The 17,694-nt window shown below is 64.5% G+C and carries 20 protein-coding genes and 1 pseudogene; 15 read left to right on the top strand and 6 right to left on the bottom strand.

Going from position 1 to position 17,694, the window contains the following annotated elements:
• Positions 1-48 precede the first annotated feature (48 nt).
• Positions 49-1,215 (top strand): porin, encoded by a 1,167-nt coding sequence (locus HWX09_RS08955; RefSeq protein WP_027786493.1) that lies wholly within the window; start codon positions 49-51, stop codon positions 1,213-1,215.
• Positions 1,216-1,380: 165 nt separating this feature from the next.
• Here the strand turns inward: HWX09_RS08955 and gcvA are convergent, their stop codons facing one another.
• Complete coding sequence (gene gcvA / locus HWX09_RS08960) at positions 1,381-2,313, bottom strand: transcriptional regulator GcvA (protein ID WP_027786492.1); 933 nt, start codon at positions 2,311-2,313, stop codon at positions 1,381-1,383.
• 138 nt (positions 2,314-2,451) lie between these two features.
• On the opposite strand from gcvA, the gene HWX09_RS08965 reads away from it, so the two are divergent.
• The gene (locus HWX09_RS08965; protein ID WP_027786491.1) at positions 2,452-3,684 is read left to right on the top strand and encodes an MFS transporter; all 1,233 of its coding nucleotides are present in this window, start codon (positions 2,452-2,454) and stop codon (positions 3,682-3,684) included.
• Positions 3,671-4,567, top strand: coding sequence for an oxidoreductase (locus HWX09_RS08970; RefSeq protein ID WP_027786490.1), 897 nt, complete (start codon positions 3,671-3,673; stop codon positions 4,565-4,567). The genes HWX09_RS08965 and HWX09_RS08970 overlap by 14 nt, the downstream gene beginning before the upstream one ends.
• Before the next feature lie 37 nt (positions 4,568-4,604).
• On the opposite strand, the pseudogene HWX09_RS08975 reads toward HWX09_RS08970, so the two are convergent.
• The 3 genes and pseudogenes from HWX09_RS08975 to HWX09_RS08985 all read right to left on the bottom strand — a co-directional run.
• A pseudogene (locus HWX09_RS08975) lies at positions 4,605-4,679 on the bottom strand (chromate resistance protein ChrB domain-containing protein); the annotation flags it as partial.
• 14 nt (positions 4,680-4,693) lie between these two features.
• The gene (locus HWX09_RS08980) at positions 4,694-5,866 is read right to left on the bottom strand and encodes a chromate transporter (protein ID WP_027786489.1); all 1,173 of its coding nucleotides are present in this window, start codon (positions 5,864-5,866) and stop codon (positions 4,694-4,696) included.
• Between the two features lie 20 nt (positions 5,867-5,886).
• Complete coding sequence (locus HWX09_RS08985) at positions 5,887-6,849, bottom strand: chromate resistance protein ChrB domain-containing protein (RefSeq protein ID WP_027786488.1); 963 nt, start codon at positions 6,847-6,849, stop codon at positions 5,887-5,889.
• A 472-nt stretch (positions 6,850-7,321) separates the two neighbouring features.
• Between HWX09_RS08985 and HWX09_RS08990 the strand changes: the two genes are divergently transcribed.
• The 9 genes from HWX09_RS08990 (at position 7,322) to HWX09_RS09030 (ending at position 11,364) form a co-directional block, all read left to right on the top strand.
• A complete protein-coding gene (locus HWX09_RS08990) occupies positions 7,322-7,606 on the top strand; it encodes a hypothetical protein (protein WP_027786487.1) in 285 nt (94 codons plus the stop codon).
• Between the two features lie 274 nt (positions 7,607-7,880).
• Positions 7,881-8,084, top strand: coding sequence for a cold-shock protein (locus tag HWX09_RS08995; RefSeq protein ID WP_027786486.1), 204 nt, complete (start codon positions 7,881-7,883; stop codon positions 8,082-8,084).
• Positions 8,085-8,330: 246 nt separating this feature from the next.
• On the top strand, positions 8,331-8,486 hold the full coding sequence (locus HWX09_RS09000; RefSeq protein ID WP_175888565.1) for a hypothetical protein: 156 nt from the start codon (positions 8,331-8,333) through the stop codon (positions 8,484-8,486).
• Between the two features lie 392 nt (positions 8,487-8,878).
• Positions 8,879-9,163 (top strand): hypothetical protein, encoded by a 285-nt coding sequence (locus tag HWX09_RS09005; protein ID WP_027786485.1) that lies wholly within the window; start codon positions 8,879-8,881, stop codon positions 9,161-9,163.
• Positions 9,164-9,211: 48 nt separating this feature from the next.
• Entirely contained in the window at positions 9,212-9,421 is a 210-nt protein-coding gene (locus HWX09_RS09010; protein WP_027786484.1) for a hypothetical protein, read from the top strand.
• A 32-nt stretch (positions 9,422-9,453) separates the two neighbouring features.
• Positions 9,454-9,666 carry a 30S ribosomal protein S21 gene (gene rpsU / locus HWX09_RS09015; RefSeq protein ID WP_027786483.1) on the top strand — a complete coding sequence of 71 codons (213 nt, stop codon included), beginning with the start codon at positions 9,454-9,456 and terminating at the stop codon, positions 9,664-9,666.
• A 9-nt stretch (positions 9,667-9,675) separates the two neighbouring features.
• Positions 9,676-9,882: a hypothetical protein gene (locus HWX09_RS09020; RefSeq protein ID WP_027786482.1), complete on the top strand. Its 207-nt coding sequence runs from the start codon at positions 9,676-9,678 to the stop codon at positions 9,880-9,882.
• A 94-nt stretch (positions 9,883-9,976) separates the two neighbouring features.
• On the top strand, positions 9,977-10,270 hold the full coding sequence (locus HWX09_RS09025) for a hypothetical protein (protein ID WP_155257386.1): 294 nt from the start codon (positions 9,977-9,979) through the stop codon (positions 10,268-10,270).
• 359 nt (positions 10,271-10,629) lie between these two features.
• Positions 10,630-11,364 (top strand): ABC transporter substrate-binding protein, encoded by a 735-nt coding sequence (locus HWX09_RS09030; protein ID WP_027786481.1) that lies wholly within the window; start codon positions 10,630-10,632, stop codon positions 11,362-11,364.
• 54 nt (positions 11,365-11,418) lie between these two features.
• Here the strand turns inward: HWX09_RS09030 and HWX09_RS09035 are convergent, their stop codons facing one another.
• Together HWX09_RS09035 and gltP are read right to left on the bottom strand one after the other, a co-directional pair.
• On the bottom strand, positions 11,419-12,678 hold the full coding sequence (locus HWX09_RS09035) for an aminotransferase class V-fold PLP-dependent enzyme (RefSeq protein ID WP_027786480.1): 1,260 nt from the start codon (positions 12,676-12,678) through the stop codon (positions 11,419-11,421).
• Positions 12,679-12,731: 53 nt separating this feature from the next.
• Positions 12,732-14,060, bottom strand: a complete 1,329-nt coding sequence (gene gltP, locus HWX09_RS09040) for a glutamate/aspartate:proton symporter GltP (protein WP_034185523.1) — start codon at positions 14,058-14,060, stop codon at positions 12,732-12,734.
• 175 nt (positions 14,061-14,235) lie between these two features.
• On the opposite strand from gltP, the gene HWX09_RS09045 reads away from it, so the two are divergent.
• From HWX09_RS09045 to HWX09_RS09055, 3 genes are all read left to right on the top strand, one after another.
• Positions 14,236-15,153 carry a LysR family transcriptional regulator gene (locus HWX09_RS09045; RefSeq protein WP_027786478.1) on the top strand — a complete coding sequence of 306 codons (918 nt, stop codon included), beginning with the start codon at positions 14,236-14,238 and terminating at the stop codon, positions 15,151-15,153.
• 258 nt (positions 15,154-15,411) lie between these two features.
• Positions 15,412-16,719 (top strand): dicarboxylate/amino acid:cation symporter, encoded by a 1,308-nt coding sequence (locus tag HWX09_RS09050; protein WP_027786477.1) that lies wholly within the window; start codon positions 15,412-15,414, stop codon positions 16,717-16,719.
• 13 nt (positions 16,720-16,732) lie between these two features.
• Positions 16,733-17,674, top strand: a complete 942-nt coding sequence (locus HWX09_RS09055) for an amino acid ABC transporter substrate-binding protein (protein ID WP_027786476.1) — start codon at positions 16,733-16,735, stop codon at positions 17,672-17,674.
• Positions 17,675-17,694 lie beyond the last annotated feature (20 nt).

The following is a 17,694-nucleotide window of genomic DNA, read 5'->3' on the forward strand; positions in this document are numbered from 1 at the left end:
AAAGCCGTTTCAACCCATCCCGAAACCACTCCTGACCGTGAAATGCAGATGAAAAACAAAAAAATCAACATCAGCGTTATCGCTGTTGCCGCCTTCGCCGCATCGTCGGCAGCAATGGCACAGTCGTCGATCACCCTGTACGGCATGCTCGATGCCGGTATCGGCTATACGTCGAACATCAATGGCCACAGCAGGTTCGGCCTCGATGGCGGCGCCTCGGGTTCGAACAAGTGGGGCCTCAGAGGGCAAGAGGATCTTGGGGGCGGCCTCCAGGCGGTATTCAAGATCGAGAATGGTTTCAACATCGCTACGGGTGGGATAGGCGGCCAGGGGCCCATCGGTTCCACGCGTTCGCTGTTCAACCGTCAGGCCTACGTGGGCCTCGCGTCCGAACAGTACGGTGCGCTGCGCATGGGACGCCAGCTCGACGCCGTGACGGAAATGGTTCAGGTTCTCACCGGTGACGCCATTTCGGCGTCGACGTTCTCGACACCGGGCGACGTCGACAACAACGACAACACGACGAACCAGAACAATGCGGTGAAGTACATTTCGCCGATCATCCACGGCTTCCAGGCGGAAGGCGCGTACTCGTTCGGCGGCGTGGCCGGTGCAACGGGTTCCGGTCAATCGTGGTCGGCGGCGGCGACTTACGCTCAAGGTGGCCTGACGGTCGCCGGCGGCTACTTTCACGCGGCAAACCAGGGCGAGAACGGATGGGTGAACGCAACCGCACAACCGAGCTTCGGTGGCGCGCTGGGCTATCCGAGTTCGGGCTACTACGGCGGCAATGCGTTCAAGAGTGCGGGCATCGCGCAAATCGCCGCTCAATACCAGGTGGGTCCGTACACGGCCGGCTTGCGCTACTCGAACGCTCAGTACAAGGGGAACGATGGCCAGCCGTCGATCCACTTCAACGTGCTGGGTGCGCTCCTGCAGTACCGGGTCACGCCGGCGCTGTCGCTGGCGACGGGCTACACGTATGTATACGGTTCCGCAGCCACGCCGACGCAAGCTGCCGAGGGCCGCACGATGGCCTCGATCAGCCAGGTGTCGCTGGGTGCGACGTACTCGCTGTCGAAGAGCACCGCGCTGTACGCGATGGGGGCCTATGTCCACGCCAAGGGCGCGCAGGCTTCGGCTGCCGACTTCGGCAACACCTCATCGGGCGGCAACCAGGTTCAGGTCAACATCGGCATGTTCCACGGCTTCTGATCGCCGACTCGCAAGTCCGGGGTAGTGGCCGCACTACTCCGGCGAAGCAGACTTGCGTGGGTAATACCGATGTCCCGTTCCGAACCCCACGATCGGGAAACCTGAAAGGCCATGGGGTTTCATTCGCTCGCGGCGCAGCCTCACCGCCCGCTCCAGTCCGCGAACCTAGCCACCCTCCTGATTCGCCATGCCTTCCATCCACGCCTCGAACGCGGACACGGCCGCATCGTCGGCGCGATCGGCGTTCGTCACCAGCATGTAATCGTCGGCACGCCATACCGGCGATGCGATCGGACACACGAGGCGCCCCTCGGCAAGATCGCGCCCGATCAGCGGCAGCGACGCCAGCGCCACACCGAGCCCCTCGATGGCCGCGCCAAGCTGAAGATTCACGTGATCGAATTCGACATGGCGGGCGGCTCGCAGATCGGAAGCACCCGCTTCCTTCAACCAGTGCGACCAGGCGGAGCGCGTCGTGGCCGAATGCAGCAGCGTGTGATGGCGCAGGTCGGTCACGCTCTGTATCGGATGCTGGCGCAGCAATGCGGGATTGCAGGCCGGTACGCGCAAGTCGGGCATCAACGGGCGCGACACGACGCCCGCGCCTTGCTCCGGACCGGAGCGAACACCGATATCGAAAGCGTCGGCGACATAGCGCAGCTTGCGCGATGTCGTCGACACCCTGACATCGACGTCGGGGTACCGCGAATGGAAATCGGCGAGCCGCGGCAACAGCCAGCAAAGCGCAAAGCTCATCGGCACATTCACCCGCACGACGCCCGAGATCCGGTGCGCGAACGGGTTGTGGCGCAGCCGTACCACCGCGGTACCGAGACGCTCGAACGCGTGACTGACGTCATTCAGCAACGCGGCGCCTTCGTCGGTCAGCACGACGCCGCGAGGACGACGATCGAACAACGGCAGGCCGAACCAGTCTTCCAGCAATCGGATCTGTTTTCCGACGGCCCAGTGGGTAACGTGCAGTTCCGCCGCGGCACCCGCGAAGCTGCCGTGCCGCGCGACCGCGTCGAAAGCGCGCAGCGCATTGAGCGGGGGCAACTCGTCCCGGTGCTTCGCAGCACCTCGGCTTTCGTTCATGACGTGACTTTTTCTCTCCGTTGACGGGATTTTAGCTCAATTGAAATGACCGGTATCCCGGTCATAAAATTTACACGTCGAGCCTGAAAACCACACCACGAGCGCCTTTCATCCACCGCTCGTACGGAGAGAATGACGATGCGCTTGCCGGTTTTTTCCCCTTCCGTCGTGCGGGAAACTGCGCCATCGCGGCCGCGCGTGCTATGGCTATCGTGCATTGCCCACGCGATGCACGACGGCTATACGGACATGATCTACGCGCTGCTACCCGTGTGGCAGTCGGAATTCGGACTCGACTTTGCGGCCCTGGCTATCCTGCGCGGCGTCTATGCGGGCACGATGGCGACGCTGCAGTTGTCCGCCGGGCGTCTCGCACAACGTCTGGGCAGCCGAGCGACGCTCGCACTCGGTACGCTGCTCGCCGCGCTCGGCTATGCGATCGCGGGCATGTCGGGCGGCCTGCTCGGCTTGGGCGTCGCGCTGGCGATTTCGGGCGGCGGCTCCAGCACGCAGCATCCGATCGCATCGGGCGCCGTCTCCCGCGTCTACGGGCGCGACGCGAGAGGCCCGCTGAGCATCTACAACTTTTCCGGCGATCTGGGGAAATCCGCACTGCCGGCCGCCATTTCGCTGCTCGTGACGATGATGCCGTGGCGTCATGCGCTATGGATCGTCGCCGGGCTGGGCTGCGTCGTGGCCGCCGTCATCGCGCTCTGGTTTCCCGCCGTGCCGCGCGGCGCCGGAAAAGCGCCGGCAAAAGAACAAGCGTCCGCTCAACGCGGCGGCACGGGAAAAAGCGGATTCTCCGCGCTGTTTTCCATCGGCGTGCTCGATACGGCCGTACGCATGGGACTGCTTACCTTTCTGCCGTTCCTGCTCCAGGCGAAGGGTGTCTCGCCTCCACTGCTGGGCACGGCCCTTGCGCTCGTTTTCATCGGGGGCGCGGCCGGCAAATTCATGTGCGGCTGGCTCGGCGCGCGCATGGGTACGGTGACGACGGTGCTGCTCACGGAGGGCGGCACGGCTGTGTGCATCATCGCGGTGATGTATCTCCCGTTGGCGCTTACCATGGTGTCGCTGCCGATTCTGGGCATGATGCTCAACGGCACTTCGTCGGTGCTGTACGGAACCGTCCCGGAGATGTCCGCGCCCGAGCGCACCGAGCGCGCATTCGCGATTTTCTATACCGGGACGATCGCATCGGGCGCGCTATCGCCGGTTCTCTACGGTTTCCTGGGCGACAGGATCGGTGTGCACGGCGCCACGTATGCGACGGCGTTGACCGCGCTGGCGATTTTTCCGCTCGCCCTCGCACTGCGCCCGCATCTGGCGGATAACTTTCGACAGGATGAACCCCATGATGAAGTCTGACTACCCGAGCGTCGCCCTCGTCGGTCCCGGCGCAATCGGAACGACCGTCGCCGCGGCCCTTCATGAAGCCGGCCGCACGCCGGTGATCTGCGGCCGCTCGGCGCACGAACAACTGAAGTTGCGCTTCGATGGCGGCGAGATCGTCGTACCCGGGCCCGTACTGACCGATCCGCAAGCGATCAAGGAAAGGGTCGATGTCGTGTTCGTCGCGGTCAAGTCGACGCAGGTGGCGAGCGCGGCACCCTGGCTCGCCGCGCTATGCGATGCGAATACCGTCGTCTGCGTGCTGCAAAACGGCGTCGAGCAGAAAGCCGCGTTCGCACCGCATGCGGCCGGCGCCGAGGTCGTGCCATCGGTCGTCTGGTTTCCGGCGCAGCGCGAATCGGGTGCGTCGGTGTGGCTGCGGGGCAAGCCGCGGCTCACCCTGCCCGATACGCCGGCGAGCAACGTGGTGGTCTCGGCTTTGCGCGGCACGCGATGCTCGCCCGAGGTGGCGGAGGATTTCGTCTCGCTCGCGTGGCGAAAGCTGTTGCAGAACGCGGTGGCGGGACTCATGGTGCTGACCGGTCGCCGCGCCGGCATGTTCTCGCGAAGCGACATCACCGAACTGTCGCTTGCCTACCTGCGGGAATGTCTCGAGGTCGCGCGTGCGGAGGGCGCGAAGCTCGGCGATGAAGTGCCGCTGGAAATCGTCGAGGGATTCCATGGCTTTCCGCCTGATTTAGGTACGTCGATTCTTGCCGACCGGCAAGGCAACCGCCCCCTCGAATGGGACTGCCGAAACGGCGTCGTGCAGCGATACGGGCGAACTCATGGCATTCCGACGCCGATCAGCGATCTGGTCGTGCCGCTTCTCGCGGCCGCCAGCGACGGGCCGGGCTGATAGCGAGAAACGCTCTATCCAGTCGGACCAGTGTGAGTTCGATGAAACGGGCAATGAGCCAGGGACAAGCGACCCTGTCGATTTTCGGACGTCGTCGCGTAATCCATTGCATGGCGGCCTCCACGGTCAGTGATGCAACAGCGGGTACACGATCAGGCCCATCACGGCGGCCCCGCCGACGACCACCGGCTCCGACAGCTTCCTGAACCTGACCAACAGCACGATCGTCGCGAGCGCTATCAACGCAGTCGGCACGTCGACGATCGAACGTCGGGCCAGCACGATCACCGACCCCGTGATCGCGCCGACGGCCGCGGCCGTCACCCCGTCGACGAATGCCAGAATCGCCGGCAGCCTGCCGTACTTCTTGAAGTACGGGGCCGGCACCACCGTGAACAAGTAGCACGGCAGGAACGTGCCGGCTGCCGCGACGCACGCGCCGGGCAACCCCGCCACCAGATAGCCGATGAAGCCCACCGTGATGACGACCGGACCCGGCGTGATCATCGCGACCGCCACGGCGTCGACGAACTGCTTCTCGTTGAGCCAATGGTGCTCGGTGACCACGCCGCCATAGAGGAACGGCACGATCGCGAGCCCCGAGCCGAACACGAAGGCGCCGGCCTTCGCAAAGAAGACGGCGAGTTGCGCGAGCTGCGGCCAGGCCACGATACCGAACCACGTGCCGGCGGCCGAGACGGGCAATGCCACGACCGCATTGACGCGCCGCTGGCGCAACCACCTGGGCGGCGAGCGCGTGAACCAGACGAGCAGGCCCGCCGCGAGAAACAGCCACGCCGCTTCCGATTCGGTGATCACTGTCACGGCTACCAGCGCGAGATAGATCGCCCACAGCAGTTTGTCGTGACCGATGCTTTTCGCGGTCAGCTTGCGCGCGCTGATCGCGATGATGCCGATCACCGCCGCGCCGACGCCATAGAACACCGACTGCATCCACGTCAGCCCGCCGAATCGCGTGTATGCATAGCCGAGCAGCACCACCATCAGAAACGACGGCAGCACGAACGCGATCCCGACCATCGTGGCGCCGACGATACGGTAGTGCACATAGCCGAGATAGATCGCCAGTTGCGCGGCAAGCGGGCCCGGGGCGAGTTGCGCGAGCGCCAGGCCTTCCTTGTAGTCCGCGTCCGCGATCCATCGGCGCGTGTCCACGAGATCCCGATGCATGTAGCCGGCAAGCGCGACTGGCCCGCCGAAACCCGTCGCGCCGAGCCACGCGAAGTACAGGATCAGTTGCCACAGCGTATAGGCCGGGCGGTCGCGATGTGTATCCATGTTGCGGGCGGGTAACAAGGTCAGGATTGTCGGTTGCCGCTGAAATGCACGTACAACGAATCGAGTACGGCGCCGATCTCGATCAGCAACGCATCGTCGTCGGCAAGACGCTTGCGGGCGCCCGCGAGAATGGCCTCGAATCCGCCGGCTTCCGGTACGGCGGCGCCGCCCACATCCAGCGCATGCACCATGGCGCCCAACCGGACGAGTCCGTCGTCGTCGCCGAATCCGAAGCTCGCGACCAGCACCTCGAACGACACGCGATCGCCCACATGCGTGAACGGAGCGCCGTCGAAATCGAAGCCGAGCGCATCGACCGGACAATCGGCGAGGTTGTCCAGCCACACGAAGCGCGCATGCGGATCGATGAAACGCCGAATCAACCACGCGCTGGCGACGCGATCCACCCACAGGTGACGGCGCGTCGCCCACAGCCTGCCCTGATACTGCGCACGGTCGCGACGTGGGATGCCGCGTTGGGCCGCATGCGGCTCGCCGGGGGAGCGCAACGCCTCGACCGCGGCGGTGAAATCCCGCCATTGCGCAAGCGCGCGCAGCGAGGTTTCGCCGGGAAAGAAATCGATGCTTCGAATGGCCTCGTACGTGCGAGCGTGACGGCGTTGCAGGCGATTGAGATCGGCCACCGCCAGATCGGGCAGCGTCTTGCGGGCTTCCGAAAGCTCGGCGAGCCAGTCCGCGTAATCTCCCGCGCGATCGAACAGCGACTCGTACGCGCTTTCGTCAGCCGGATCGTCCGCACGGACATCCAGCACCCACGCATGCCCTTCGCCGTTACGCGCGTCGTCGGCCAGCTCGCGCAACTGCGCCGCCTGCTCGGCATGCGCCGGCAACAGGTATGCGCCGTCCCGCAGCGCGCCGCAGCCGAGCGCCTTGACGGTGCGCCAGATGCGCATGCGGGCAGTCGCGCCGGAGTTCGGCAGACTGACGATCAACAGGAGCCAGGAAGTCGGGGCGGCATTCATGATGGGCAGCATAATTTGCCGTCACGAACACTGCAATTCGGTAGATATCGCTACAACGTTTCGGCAGCAGGCAGCTCCGCTCGACGTGTGGAGCAGGAACGCCAAAATAACGATCGTCGACAACACCCGCGCCATCCGGATCGACATATCGACGAAATGGACAGAACGTCCGGTATCACGTAATAAACGCCGAAGCCGCGCGCGACGACATCGGAACATGCGTATCGTGTCCTGATCGAGTGCGCGCCACCCGACGGCCGATCGCGTCGTCGCTGAGCCGCAACCCCAATCGAAACCGGATACGCGCTCGACGCCGCCGGACATCGTGACGATATTCTGCGAATCGAGCGGTTCAACGCATAAACTGTCAGTATGCCACGGCGAACTCCCGTCGATCCATCGCCCGCTTGCCCCGACACCGTTCCGAATGCAGCTGGACGGCAAACGCAGCCCCGCACATGAAACCGCCCCAATGACAATCGATCCCGGCTCCATTCCTTACTATCTCGTCCTTCGGGCCGGCTGGCCGCCCTATGTGCTGAATTCGGATCGTCAAGTGCTCCGCCGCCAAGCGAGCCCGCTATTGCTGGCATTCGCGCGCACGCGCGGAGCGATCGCACGTGTCGACGACAGCGCGTGGAACGTCTTTTCCGACAACGAAGGGCTCACGGTAGTCGAACGTCGCGAGACCGGGTTCTTTTCGTTGGTCGCGGGAAACGAGACCGAACGTCAGTTGCAGTTGCTGACGACGCTCTGACGTCATCGCCGGAACCGCGCATCGCACGGCGCGACGTGCATGCGGCAAGCGATTGGCCGCAGCCCGAAGAAGCGTCACGCTTCTGGCCCCGAGGCCGAAAGCGCTTGACACATTTCCTGCCGACGCGTACTGTCGGCCGCAGAAGTATTCAAGAAGCGCGATTGCTGCTCATCATCGACCGCAGCCTGCGGTATTCGTTGTCCTCTCCCTCCTTGATTCTTTTCCCCTCGTCCATTCGGGGCACATTCGCTCGTTCATTTTCAGGAGATCTAATATGGATACCGGTACCGTCAAGTGGTTCAACGACAGCAAAGGCTTTGGCTTCATCACCCCCGACAAGGGCGGCGACGATCTGTTCGCCCACTTCTCCGAGATTCGCAGCGACGGCTTCAAGACCCTCGCGGAAGGTCAGAAGGTCAGCTTCGAAACGAAGAACGGCCCCAAAGGCCTGCAAGCATCGAACATCACCCCGCTGTAATCGCTGAACCGGCAGTCCCGTTCACGAAGCGGCACATCGCTGCCGCTTCACGTGCCACGCCCTCCGTCGCAGGCAATGCGATTCGACGCAGGCTCGGCGCGGCGGTCCGCTTCGCATCCGGCCATCGTCCCTGTGCGTATACCGGTACCCGAACATCGATCGCCGCGCGCACGTTCAATCGCACGAGCGCGGTCGGCGCACGTCGTGCTCACCGACCCGCGCAAGCGGCGCAGCAGGAGAATCCGCATGACCCGAAGCCAGCCTCGCAGCAACAAGGTGCCTCCGCGTGCCAAGCAAGCCATGGCCCTGCCGAAGCTGGGCACCGCATTGAACTGGGTGCCGCCCGAGCCGCCCGCCGCCACGAAATCGCGCGCGAAGAAACGCCCGCTTGCTGCGCAATAACGCGCGCGGAACCGCGCGGCGTCCTCGATGAAGTCCTTCCCGACGGCAGATTCCGCGTGACACCGGAAACGGCGTGACGGTCGACGCGTACGGATCGGGATGCACGCGCCGGCACCGTGTCCACGATCCGGCCACCCGCACCGTGTGAAGGTGCGTGCTTGCGCCCACCCGGAATAAAGTGGGCGTTCGACAAACGATGCGCGTATGATGGGTTCATTCGAGCGATCAGCCATCCTTTGACCGTTCGCCCCTCCACCCGCCCGCTTGCTGCATCGCCCCTCCTTCGCGCTGCAACGTTGTCCCCTTCACCCACTGGCCCGCCCCGCAACGGGAATACCGGCCGGATGTGTTCGCCCATGCGACTCGTCATGGCTGAACGCCAGGAGTTTCTCATGAGCATGCATGTCTACCGTGGATTCGAAATTTATCCACTGATTTACCCCCATGTGCCGGCGCTGAATGGCTGCCCGCATAACTACGACGCCGGATTCGACGCGGCAGTCAAGATTTGCCTTCGCGATGCCACCGATACGCTGACGCAGAGCCAGACGTTCCGATTGGGCGACGCATCCCCATTCGACAACGCCGGTGACGCCCGTCGTGCATCGGTGCGCTACGCCGAGAACATCATCGACGACAATCGCGACAAGCAGGGGTTCTTTTCCATCCCGCGCTGAAGCGGCTCGGCAGTGCAACATCATTTTTTCGGCATTCTGGAGGGCGAAATGATCATCGACGAACTGCTCGGCTTGATCGGACGACGTGAAGTGACCCGGCTCGACACCGCCGTCCCCGCCGGAATCGCCGATTCAGCGATGTGCCACCAACCGGAGCTGCACATGTTCATGGCGGTACGTGCGTTATCGATCGGAGCAGGATATTCGGAATTCGAATCCGACGAGATAGCGAGCGCCGTCATGACACGGCTCGGCTAGCTTTCCGTTCAAATCTTTCCGACAGGATCTACATGACGACAATCACGCTGAAGCTCAACGAACCGATCGATGTCGCGCTGCGACGATTCCGGCGCAGCATCGAGAAAACCGGGCTGATTCGCGAATTGCGCAGTCGCACCGGCTACGAGAAGCCGACGACGGAGCGCAAGCGGAAAAAGGCCAGCGCCGTTTCCAGACAGCGCTTGAGGGCGAAGCGCATGTTGCCGCCCCGAAAAATGTACTAGGAGAACATCGTGCACAACATGCCGGCCGAGGCGCCTCCGTTCTTCCCCCTGACGAAATGCGAAGTCGATTTCGATCAGCAGAGCGACATGGTGACGCTGCTGCCGAGCTTCTATGCATTCGGGTGCGAGTACACCAGCCGCGGGTTGCTGATCGGGCGCAGCGATGCGTTCAAACTGATTGCCGCGATCGAGAAGGCGCTCAGCGTTCAACGGTGAGCCGGCACCGGCGCAATCGCAAGTATCGACAATCACAAGACGGACTATGCGCGGCCGGACCAAGTACGTAGATTTGCTCTACTTCCTCGTTGTCATGCAACTCGTCACCCGCAGGCAGACGCGCGAGTGGCTTTCACCGTTCCAGCTCGTCGAATCGCTGCAAGCGTGGCTGGTTATCCATCGCGCGAAATGCGAGTGGCGCGACCGCGTCTGGATAGGCCACGCTTCCCTTCAGATCGCGAAATCGGCCCGCCCGGCCGACAGCACCGCATTCGCGGAACCGCTCGCGAATGCCGAACCGGCCCCGACGCCCGCATCGCCGGACGCCCTGGGAGATCGGTCGAGCCTGCGGATGAAATGCGTCCGCTACCTTCGCGAGCATGTCTGACCTCGATTCCGCTGCGCCGTAAGGCAGAACGTTCGAGTTCGACCCCGTGGATTCCCCCCGTACGTACCCTCGCGATCTCCCGGCGTGGCTTCGGCGTAGACAATGACGCGAGCACGGAGCGCCGGTAGCGCAAATTGCGGCATCTATCTGCATCGCATGCATCGATCGATGCGGGTGACGTGACACGCGGAAGGCGCCCGGCTCGACGTTTCGACGCCGGCACGCCTACGCGCCTACACGCCTACACGCCTACACGCCTACAACACGCGATACCCGACGTTCGGGTGATAAGCTCGACATCGACGCGCCGTCGCGCGTCCCGTCACCCTATCGACCCTACGCCTCCCGCGAGTCCGCTCATGCCCATCGCTCCTGCTGTCGTCTCCGCCTTCACCCCCACCGGCAAGCTCCGCGCATCGATCAACCTCGGCAACCCGATCCTCGCGAACCGCGACCCGGCCACGGGCGAACCGTTCGGCGTATCGATCGATCTCGCCCGTGCATTCGCCGAGCGCCTGTCGGCCGACCTGGAACTCGTGGTGTTCGACGCCGCCGGCAAATCGGTGCAGGCGCTGACAGAAGAGCGCGCCGATTTCGGCTTCTTCGCGGTCGATCCGCTGCGCGGCGAAACGGTCGCGTTCACCGCGCCGTACGTGCTGATCGAAGGCTTCTATCTCGTGCCGGACGCGTCGCCGATCCGCGCCAACGCGGACGTCGACCAGCCGCACCAACGCGTGGCCGTCGGCAAGGGCAGCGCGTACGACCTGTTCCTCACCCGCGAACTGAAAGCGGCGCAGATCGTGCGCGCGCCGACGTCGCAAGCCGTCGTGCCGACGTTCGTCGAGCAAAAGCTGGAGGTGGCGGCCGGCGTGAAGCAGCAGCTCGAAACCGACGCCGCGAAAACGCCCGGCCTGCGCCTGCTCGACGAGCGCTTCATGGTGATCCGGCAGGCGATGGGCGTGCCGAAGAGTCGCGGCGACGCGGCCGCCGCGGCACTGAACGCATTCGTCGAGGAAATGAAGGCGTCGGGCTTCGTCGCCGATTCGCTGCGCCGGCACGGCATCACGGGCGCATCGGTCGCGCCGGCAGCCTGATCGAAAATCGCGCCGGAGGCGACACGGCCCGGACGATCCGGGCCGAGTCGTCGATCAGCGTTGCGTCGCGAGCGCTTCGGTTATCGCGAGGAATCGCGCGATATCGTCCGGCGCGTGACAATGGAGCGGCGAGATCCGCACCGCGCCGGCGAGCCCGAACGATTTCAGCATCCGGCCCGAATACAGGCTCGATGCGACGCGCTCATACACGATCACACCGCGCTGCTCGTATTCCCGCACCGCCTGCGTCGGTTCGAGATGCGCGAAGCCGATCCCGACGATGAGGTCGCGCTTCGTCAGATCGTCATGATCCCAGTAGACGTCGACGCCGTCGAGCGTGCGCAAACCGTCGAGCAACGCGGCGAGCAGCGCGCGTTCGTGCAATTCGATCCGGCGCATGCCCTCGACGAACAGCGTGCGCCGGTCGTCCGAATCGATGAAATACCGGCCGATCCAGGCCACGTAATCGACGATCGACGACACGACCGCAAACTGCGCGGGTGCCGGGCTGCCGAGTTCCCATACGCCGTTCTCCTTCGCGGCGAGCCGGTGATGCGGCAAGGCCGCCGCCCGCGGCGACAGCCACGACATGCCCGAGCCGCGGCAGCCGAAAAACTTGTACGGTGCGAAATTGATCCCGTCGACCGGCGTGCGCTGCAGGTCGATGATCCCGTGCGGCGCATGCTGGACCGCGTCGACGACGATGAACAGATCGGGTTTCTTCTCGCGCGCACGCGCGACGATCGTCTCGATATCGAATTTCGCGCCGGAGATGTTCGACGCAGCCATTACGTTGAGCAGCGCGGTATCCGCGTCGACCAGCGACACGATCGCGTCGACGTCCACGCCGCCGGTCTCCGGATTGCTCGGCGCGATGCGCAGCGTCTTGCCGGTACGTTCGGCGTAATACGTCATCGCATCGTAGGACGACGGATGCTCGAGCACGGTCGTCACCGCATTGGTGCCAGGCACGTTCTCCATGATCGCGCGCACCATGTCGAACATCGCCCCCGATGCGGTCAGCGACGCATACACGGTGCCGCCCTGCGCGTTCAGGATCGTGCGAACGTCGTCCTCGCCATGCGACTGGACCGCCTGCAGATCGAGCGCGCGCGCATGGATGCGCTCTGGGCAATCGGGCAGCGCATCGACCCGTGCGTACGCGTCGACCGCCGCCTTCAATCGGAACGACCCGCCCGCGTTGTCGAAGAACAGCCGCTCCCGGCCGTCGACGTCGCGATCGACGTGATGAAAGCGCGACTTGATCTGCTGCATCAACGCGTCGGGAAAAAGTGCTCCACGGGGACTGCTCATCTTCGATGCTCCTGTTTGCTTCGGAATGTTGTGCGATGCATGCATGGCGGCATTCAGCCGCGCAGCGATTCGACGTACGCGCGGCCCTTTTCCGCGTCGTACCGGCCTTCCCATTTCGCGATGACGAGCGGCGCAAGCGCGTTGCCGACGACGTTCAGCGCGGTGCGGCCCATGTCCATGATCCGGTCGACGCCGGCAATGAACGCGAGCCCTTCGAGCGGCAACCCGGCGCTCGCGAGCGTCGCTAGCATGATCACGAACATGAAGCCCGGCACACCGGCCGCGCCCTTCGACGTGACGACCATGGTCAGCGTCAGCAGCACCTGCTGCTGCCAGCCGAGGTGCACGCCGTAGAGCTGCGCGACGAACAGCGTGCCGATGCCGAGATAGATCGACGCGCCGTCGAGGTTGAACGTGTAGCCGGTCGGCACCACGAACGTCGTGATGCTCTTCGGCACGCCGTAGTCCTCCATCTTCTTCATCAGCTGCGGCAGCACGGTCGCGGAGCTGCAGGTCGAGAACGCGATGATCAGCTCGTCCTTGATCACGCGCAGCAGCGTCAGGATGCGGAACCCGAACAGCCGTGCGATCACGCCGAGCACGGCGATCGCGAACAGCAGGATCGCGAAGTAAGTGACGGCGACCAGCTTCAGCAGCGGCAGCAGCGATCCGAAGCCGAAGCTCGCGACGGTCACCGCGATCAGCGCACACACGCCGACAGGCGCATAGCGCATCACCATGTTCGTCACCTTGAACATCGCATCGGCGACGCCCTTGAGCATCGCGAGCACCGGCTTGCGATGTTCTTCCGGCACCGACTGCAGCCCGAGCCCGAACAGCAGCGAAAAGAAGATCACCGGCAGCAGGTCGCCCTTCGCCATCGACGCGACGATGTTGTCCGGGATGATGCCGAGCACCAGCGCCATCAGCCCGTGGTGCGCCTGCTGCACCTGTTGCGTGGCCTGCTGGTAACGGGAAATGTCGGTGTGCCCGAGTTGCGACATGTCGGTGCCGACGCCCGGTTGCAGCACGTTGCCGATCACGAGGCCGAGCACGATCGCGATCGTCGTGACCACCTCGAAATAGAGCAGCGTCTTGATGCCGAGACGGCCGAGCGACTTGCCGTCGCCCACGCCGGCGATGCCGATCACCATGCTCGTGAACACGATCGGCACGACGATCATCCGCACCAGCTTGATGAAGATGTCGCCGGCCGGCTGCAGCAACCCGGACACGGCCGTGTCGCGCAATTGAGGAAACCGGTTCAGCACGAGCCCGGTCGCGATGCCGATGACGAGGCCGATGACGATCTGCCACGCAAGACCGACGCGCGGCTTGCGGGCCGCGCCGACGGAGGGCGGGGAATCGATGACGGTGTCCATGCAGTCTCCAAGAATGGGGGTTCGATTGAACGATGGGCGCGACGCGGTGCGTTTTCTGGTGAACGCACTCGCCCGGCGACGCAACGGGAGCACCTTAAACAGCCGAAATAGGTAAAAAAAGCGATTTTTTGACATGAGAACATATCGCTTTTTCTCATCTATCGAGTGACACGCGATGCTGACGTTCAAGCAGATGGAAGCGCTGTACTGGATCGTGCGGCTCGGCTCGTTCGACGCGGCCGCGACGCGCCTCAACACGACGCAGTCGGCCGTATCGAAGCGGATCCAGGAACTCGAACGCGCGTTCGACCTGACCGTGTTCGATCGCGCGCATCGCAGCGCGCGGCTCACCGACAAGGGCGCGGAGCTGTTCGACCATGCGAAGGAATTGCTCGAGCAGCGCGACCGCGTGGTCGAGCGGATGAGTTCGAAGGAAGCGCTGGTGCGGCATGTGCGGATCGGCGTGACCGAGCTGACCGCGCTGACGTGGCTGCCGCGCCTGATCGCGGCGATCCAGGCCGCGTATCCGCGCGTGCACGTGGAGGCCGAGGTGGACCTGACCGCGACGCTGCGCGACCGGCTCGCGGCCGACACGATCGATCTGATCGTGGTCCCGCAGATTCATGCGACGGACGCGTTCACGGCGACGGTGGTCGGCGAGGTCGACAACGCGTGGATGTGCGCGGCCGGATTCGTGCCGACGTCCCGGGCCGCCCTTGCGTTGACGGACCTCGCGCGGTTTCCGCTGATCCTGCAGGGGAACCTGTCGGGCACCGGACACCTGTACACGCGCTTTCTGCAGGAACACGGCGTCGCGATTCAGCGTGTGCTGTCGAGCAACAGCCTGCTCGCGCAGATCGGCCTGACGCTGTCGGGCCTCGGCATCAGCTATCTGCCGAAGGCGTGCGTCGCGCACCTCGTCGCTTGCGACGCGCTGGAGATCGTGCGCACGCAACCGGCGCTGCCGCCGGTTCGCTACGTCGCGCTGCATCGCGCCGAACGCGCCCAGTCGTTGACCGCCGAGATCGTCCGGCTCGCCGCGCAGGCATGCGATTTCAGTACGAGCCTGCTGGATCCGCGGGCGCATGACTAGGGCGAATGGCGCGGCGCGGCCCATCGCCCATCGCCATTCTGCGGCCGCCGAACCGGCGATCCGCTGCACCGCACCAATCAATCCGTATCCGGTTGCGCCGGCCGCAGGCACGAAGCGCCACCGGCGCAAGCGCCGTCGCCCAATCGGCCGCGACCGGCGCTAGCGCAAACCCGAACCCGGTTGCACTGTTCATCGCCATTCTGGTCCTGTATTGTCCTCCCATCCCCGATTGCGAAACCGCTGCATGGGAGGCGCACGATGCGAAAAAAGAATGCTGCAGCCGTCTGGATCCTGATCGCGATGGCGGTAGGCATCGTGATCGGCTACATGATCTTCACGAGCTTTCCGGACAAGAAGGCCGCCGCCGAAATCGCCGGCTACATCTCGCTCGTCTCCGACGTGTTCCTGCGTCTGATCAAGATGGTGATCGGGCCGCTCGTCTTTTCCACGCTCGTCGTCGGCATCGCGCACATGGGCGACGCGGCATCGGTCGGACGCGTGTTCGCGAAATCGATCGGCTGGTTCGTCACCGCGTCGCTGGTCTCGCTGCTGCTCGGGTTGCTGATGGCGAACGTGCTGCGGCCCGGCGACAATCTCGGCTTGCCGCTGCCGGACATCGGCGCATCCGCGAACCTCGCGACGTCCAAGTTCACGCTGAAGGATTTCGTCGGCCACATGGTGCCGAGGTCGATCGCCGAGGCGATGGCGAACAACGAGATCCTGCAGATCGTCGTGTTCTCGATGTTCTTCGGCGTCGCGCTCGCTGCACTCGGCGAGCGCGGCAAGATCCTCATCGCCGCGATCGACCAGTTGTCGCACGTGATGCTGAAGATCACCGGCTACGTGATGAAGCTCGCGCCGCTCGCGGTGATGGCCGCGATGGCCGCCACCGTCGCGGTCAACGGGCTGTCGGTACTGCTGAAGTTCGCGGTGTTCATGGGCGACTTCTACCTCAGCCTGTTCCTGCTCTGGGCATTGCTCGTGTGTGCCGGGCTGCTGTTCCTCGGCCGCCGCGTGTTCAAGCTGCTCGTGCTGATCAAGGAAGCGTTCATGCTGTCGTTCGCGACGGCCAGCTCCGAAGCCGCGTACCCGAAGATCCTCGACGCACTCGACCGTTTCGGCGTGCGCCGCAAGATCTCGAGCTTCGTGATGCCGATGGGCTATTCGTTCAACCTCGACGGCTCGATGATGTACTGCACGTTCGCGTCGCTGTTCATCGCGCAGGCGTACAACATGCACCTGTCGCTCGGCACGCAGATCACGATGCTGCTGGTGCTGATGCTGACGTCGAAAGGGATGGCCGGCGTGCCGCGTGCGTCGCTCGTCGTGATCGCCGCCACGCTGCACCAGTTCGGGCTTCCGGAAGCCGGGCTGCTGCTGATTCTCGGCGTCGACACGTTCCTCGACATGGGCCGCTCGGCCACCAATGCGGTGGGCAACTCGATCGCCAGCGCGGTGGTCGCGAAATGGGAAGGCCAGCTCCTGTCGGAAGCGGAAGCCGACGCCAACGCGGCGCGCATCGAAGCGGAACAGGAAGCGACGATCGCACATCCGACGGAAGTCTGACGGAGGCCCGGCGATGAAGATGCAGCGATTCTGGCGTGCGCTCGCGCTCGTGGGCCTGCTCGCCACGGGCGCGGCCGCGCGCGCGGAAGATGCACCCTCGACGCAGCCGCGCGTCGAGCCGTTCGCGCCGGCCCAACTGACCGGCACGCTCGCGAAGGTGCGCGGCAGCGGCACGATCGCGCTCGGCTATCGCGACGCGTCGATACCGTTCTCGTACCTGAACGCGCGCAACCAGCCGATCGGCTATTCGATCGAACTATGCAAGGCGCTCGTGTCGTCGATCGAGGATGCGATCAACCGGAGCCTGACGATCCAGTGGGTGCCGGTCACGTCCGACAACCGCATCGACGCGGTGGTCGGCGGGAAGGTCGATCTGGAATGCGGCTCCACGACCAGCAACCTCGAGCGCCAGAAGCGCGTGGCGTTCTCGCCGATCATCTTCGTGGCCGGCACGAAGGTAATGGTGAAACGAGGTGCCCCGATCCGCTCGTTCCGCGATCTCTCGGGCAAGAAAGTCGCGGTGACGGCCGGCACGACCAACGAGAAGGCGCTGCGCGACCTGAACGAGCGGTTCAGGCTCGGGATCCAGCTACAGGTGGTGCCGGACCATGCGCAGGGCTTCGCGCTCGTCGCGAACGGCGGCGCCGACGCGTTCGCGACGGACGACGTGCTGCTGTACGGGCTGATCGCCGAGAATGCGGGCAAGGGCGGCCAGTACGACGTGGTGGGCGATTTTCTCTCGTACGACCCGTACGGCATCATGTTCCGCAGGGACGATCCGCAGCTCGCCCAGCTCGTGAAAAGCACGTTCCAGGAGCTGGCCGCCGACGGCGAGATCGCGCGCCAGTACAAGCGCTGGTTCCTGCGCCCGCTGCCGTCGGGCTTGAGTCTCAACCTACCGATGAGCCCGCAACTGGAGACCATCATCGAGACGATCGGCGTCAACGGGAATTGAGCGGCGTCGGCATGAACGAC

The organism is Burkholderia sp. BCC1208 (genome assembly GCF_902833095.1).
Lineage (GTDB): Bacteria > Pseudomonadota > Gammaproteobacteria > Burkholderiales > Burkholderiaceae > Burkholderia.

Coding starts and splice junctions, on each gene's coding strand:
- gcvA (WP_027786492.1), bottom strand. CDS start 2,313: ATGAACGAAAGCCGAGGTGCTGCGAAGCACCGGGACGAGTTGCCCCCG.
- HWX09_RS09055 (WP_027786476.1), top strand. CDS start 16,733: ATGAAGATGCAGCGATTCTGGCGTGCGCTCGCGCTCGTGGGCCTGCTC.
- HWX09_RS09010 (WP_027786484.1), top strand. CDS start 9,212: ATGATCATCGACGAACTGCTCGGCTTGATCGGACGACGTGAAGTGACC.
- HWX09_RS09025 (WP_155257386.1), top strand. CDS start 9,977: ATGCAACTCGTCACCCGCAGGCAGACGCGCGAGTGGCTTTCACCGTTC.
- HWX09_RS09035 (WP_027786480.1), bottom strand. CDS start 12,678: ATGAGCAGTCCCCGTGGAGCACTTTTTCCCGACGCGTTGATGCAGCAG.
- HWX09_RS08980 (WP_027786489.1), bottom strand. CDS start 5,866: ATGGATACACATCGCGACCGCCCGGCCTATACGCTGTGGCAACTGATC.
- HWX09_RS09005 (WP_027786485.1), top strand. CDS start 8,879: ATGAGCATGCATGTCTACCGTGGATTCGAAATTTATCCACTGATTTAC.
- HWX09_RS09000 (WP_175888565.1), top strand. CDS start 8,331: ATGACCCGAAGCCAGCCTCGCAGCAACAAGGTGCCTCCGCGTGCCAAG.
- rpsU (WP_027786483.1), top strand. CDS start 9,454: ATGACGACAATCACGCTGAAGCTCAACGAACCGATCGATGTCGCGCTG.
- HWX09_RS09030 (WP_027786481.1), top strand. CDS start 10,630: ATGCCCATCGCTCCTGCTGTCGTCTCCGCCTTCACCCCCACCGGCAAG.
- HWX09_RS08965 (WP_027786491.1), top strand. CDS start 2,452: ATGCGCTTGCCGGTTTTTTCCCCTTCCGTCGTGCGGGAAACTGCGCCA.
- HWX09_RS09050 (WP_027786477.1), top strand. CDS start 15,412: ATGCGAAAAAAGAATGCTGCAGCCGTCTGGATCCTGATCGCGATGGCG.
- HWX09_RS09045 (WP_027786478.1), top strand. CDS start 14,236: ATGCTGACGTTCAAGCAGATGGAAGCGCTGTACTGGATCGTGCGGCTC.
- HWX09_RS08995 (WP_027786486.1), top strand. CDS start 7,881: ATGGATACCGGTACCGTCAAGTGGTTCAACGACAGCAAAGGCTTTGGC.
- HWX09_RS08955 (WP_027786493.1), top strand. CDS start 49: ATGAAAAACAAAAAAATCAACATCAGCGTTATCGCTGTTGCCGCCTTC.
- HWX09_RS08985 (WP_027786488.1), bottom strand. CDS start 6,849: ATGAATGCCGCCCCGACTTCCTGGCTCCTGTTGATCGTCAGTCTGCCG.
- HWX09_RS08970 (WP_027786490.1), top strand. CDS start 3,671: ATGATGAAGTCTGACTACCCGAGCGTCGCCCTCGTCGGTCCCGGCGCA.
- HWX09_RS08990 (WP_027786487.1), top strand. CDS start 7,322: ATGACAATCGATCCCGGCTCCATTCCTTACTATCTCGTCCTTCGGGCC.
- gltP (WP_034185523.1), bottom strand. CDS start 14,060: ATGGACACCGTCATCGATTCCCCGCCCTCCGTCGGCGCGGCCCGCAAG.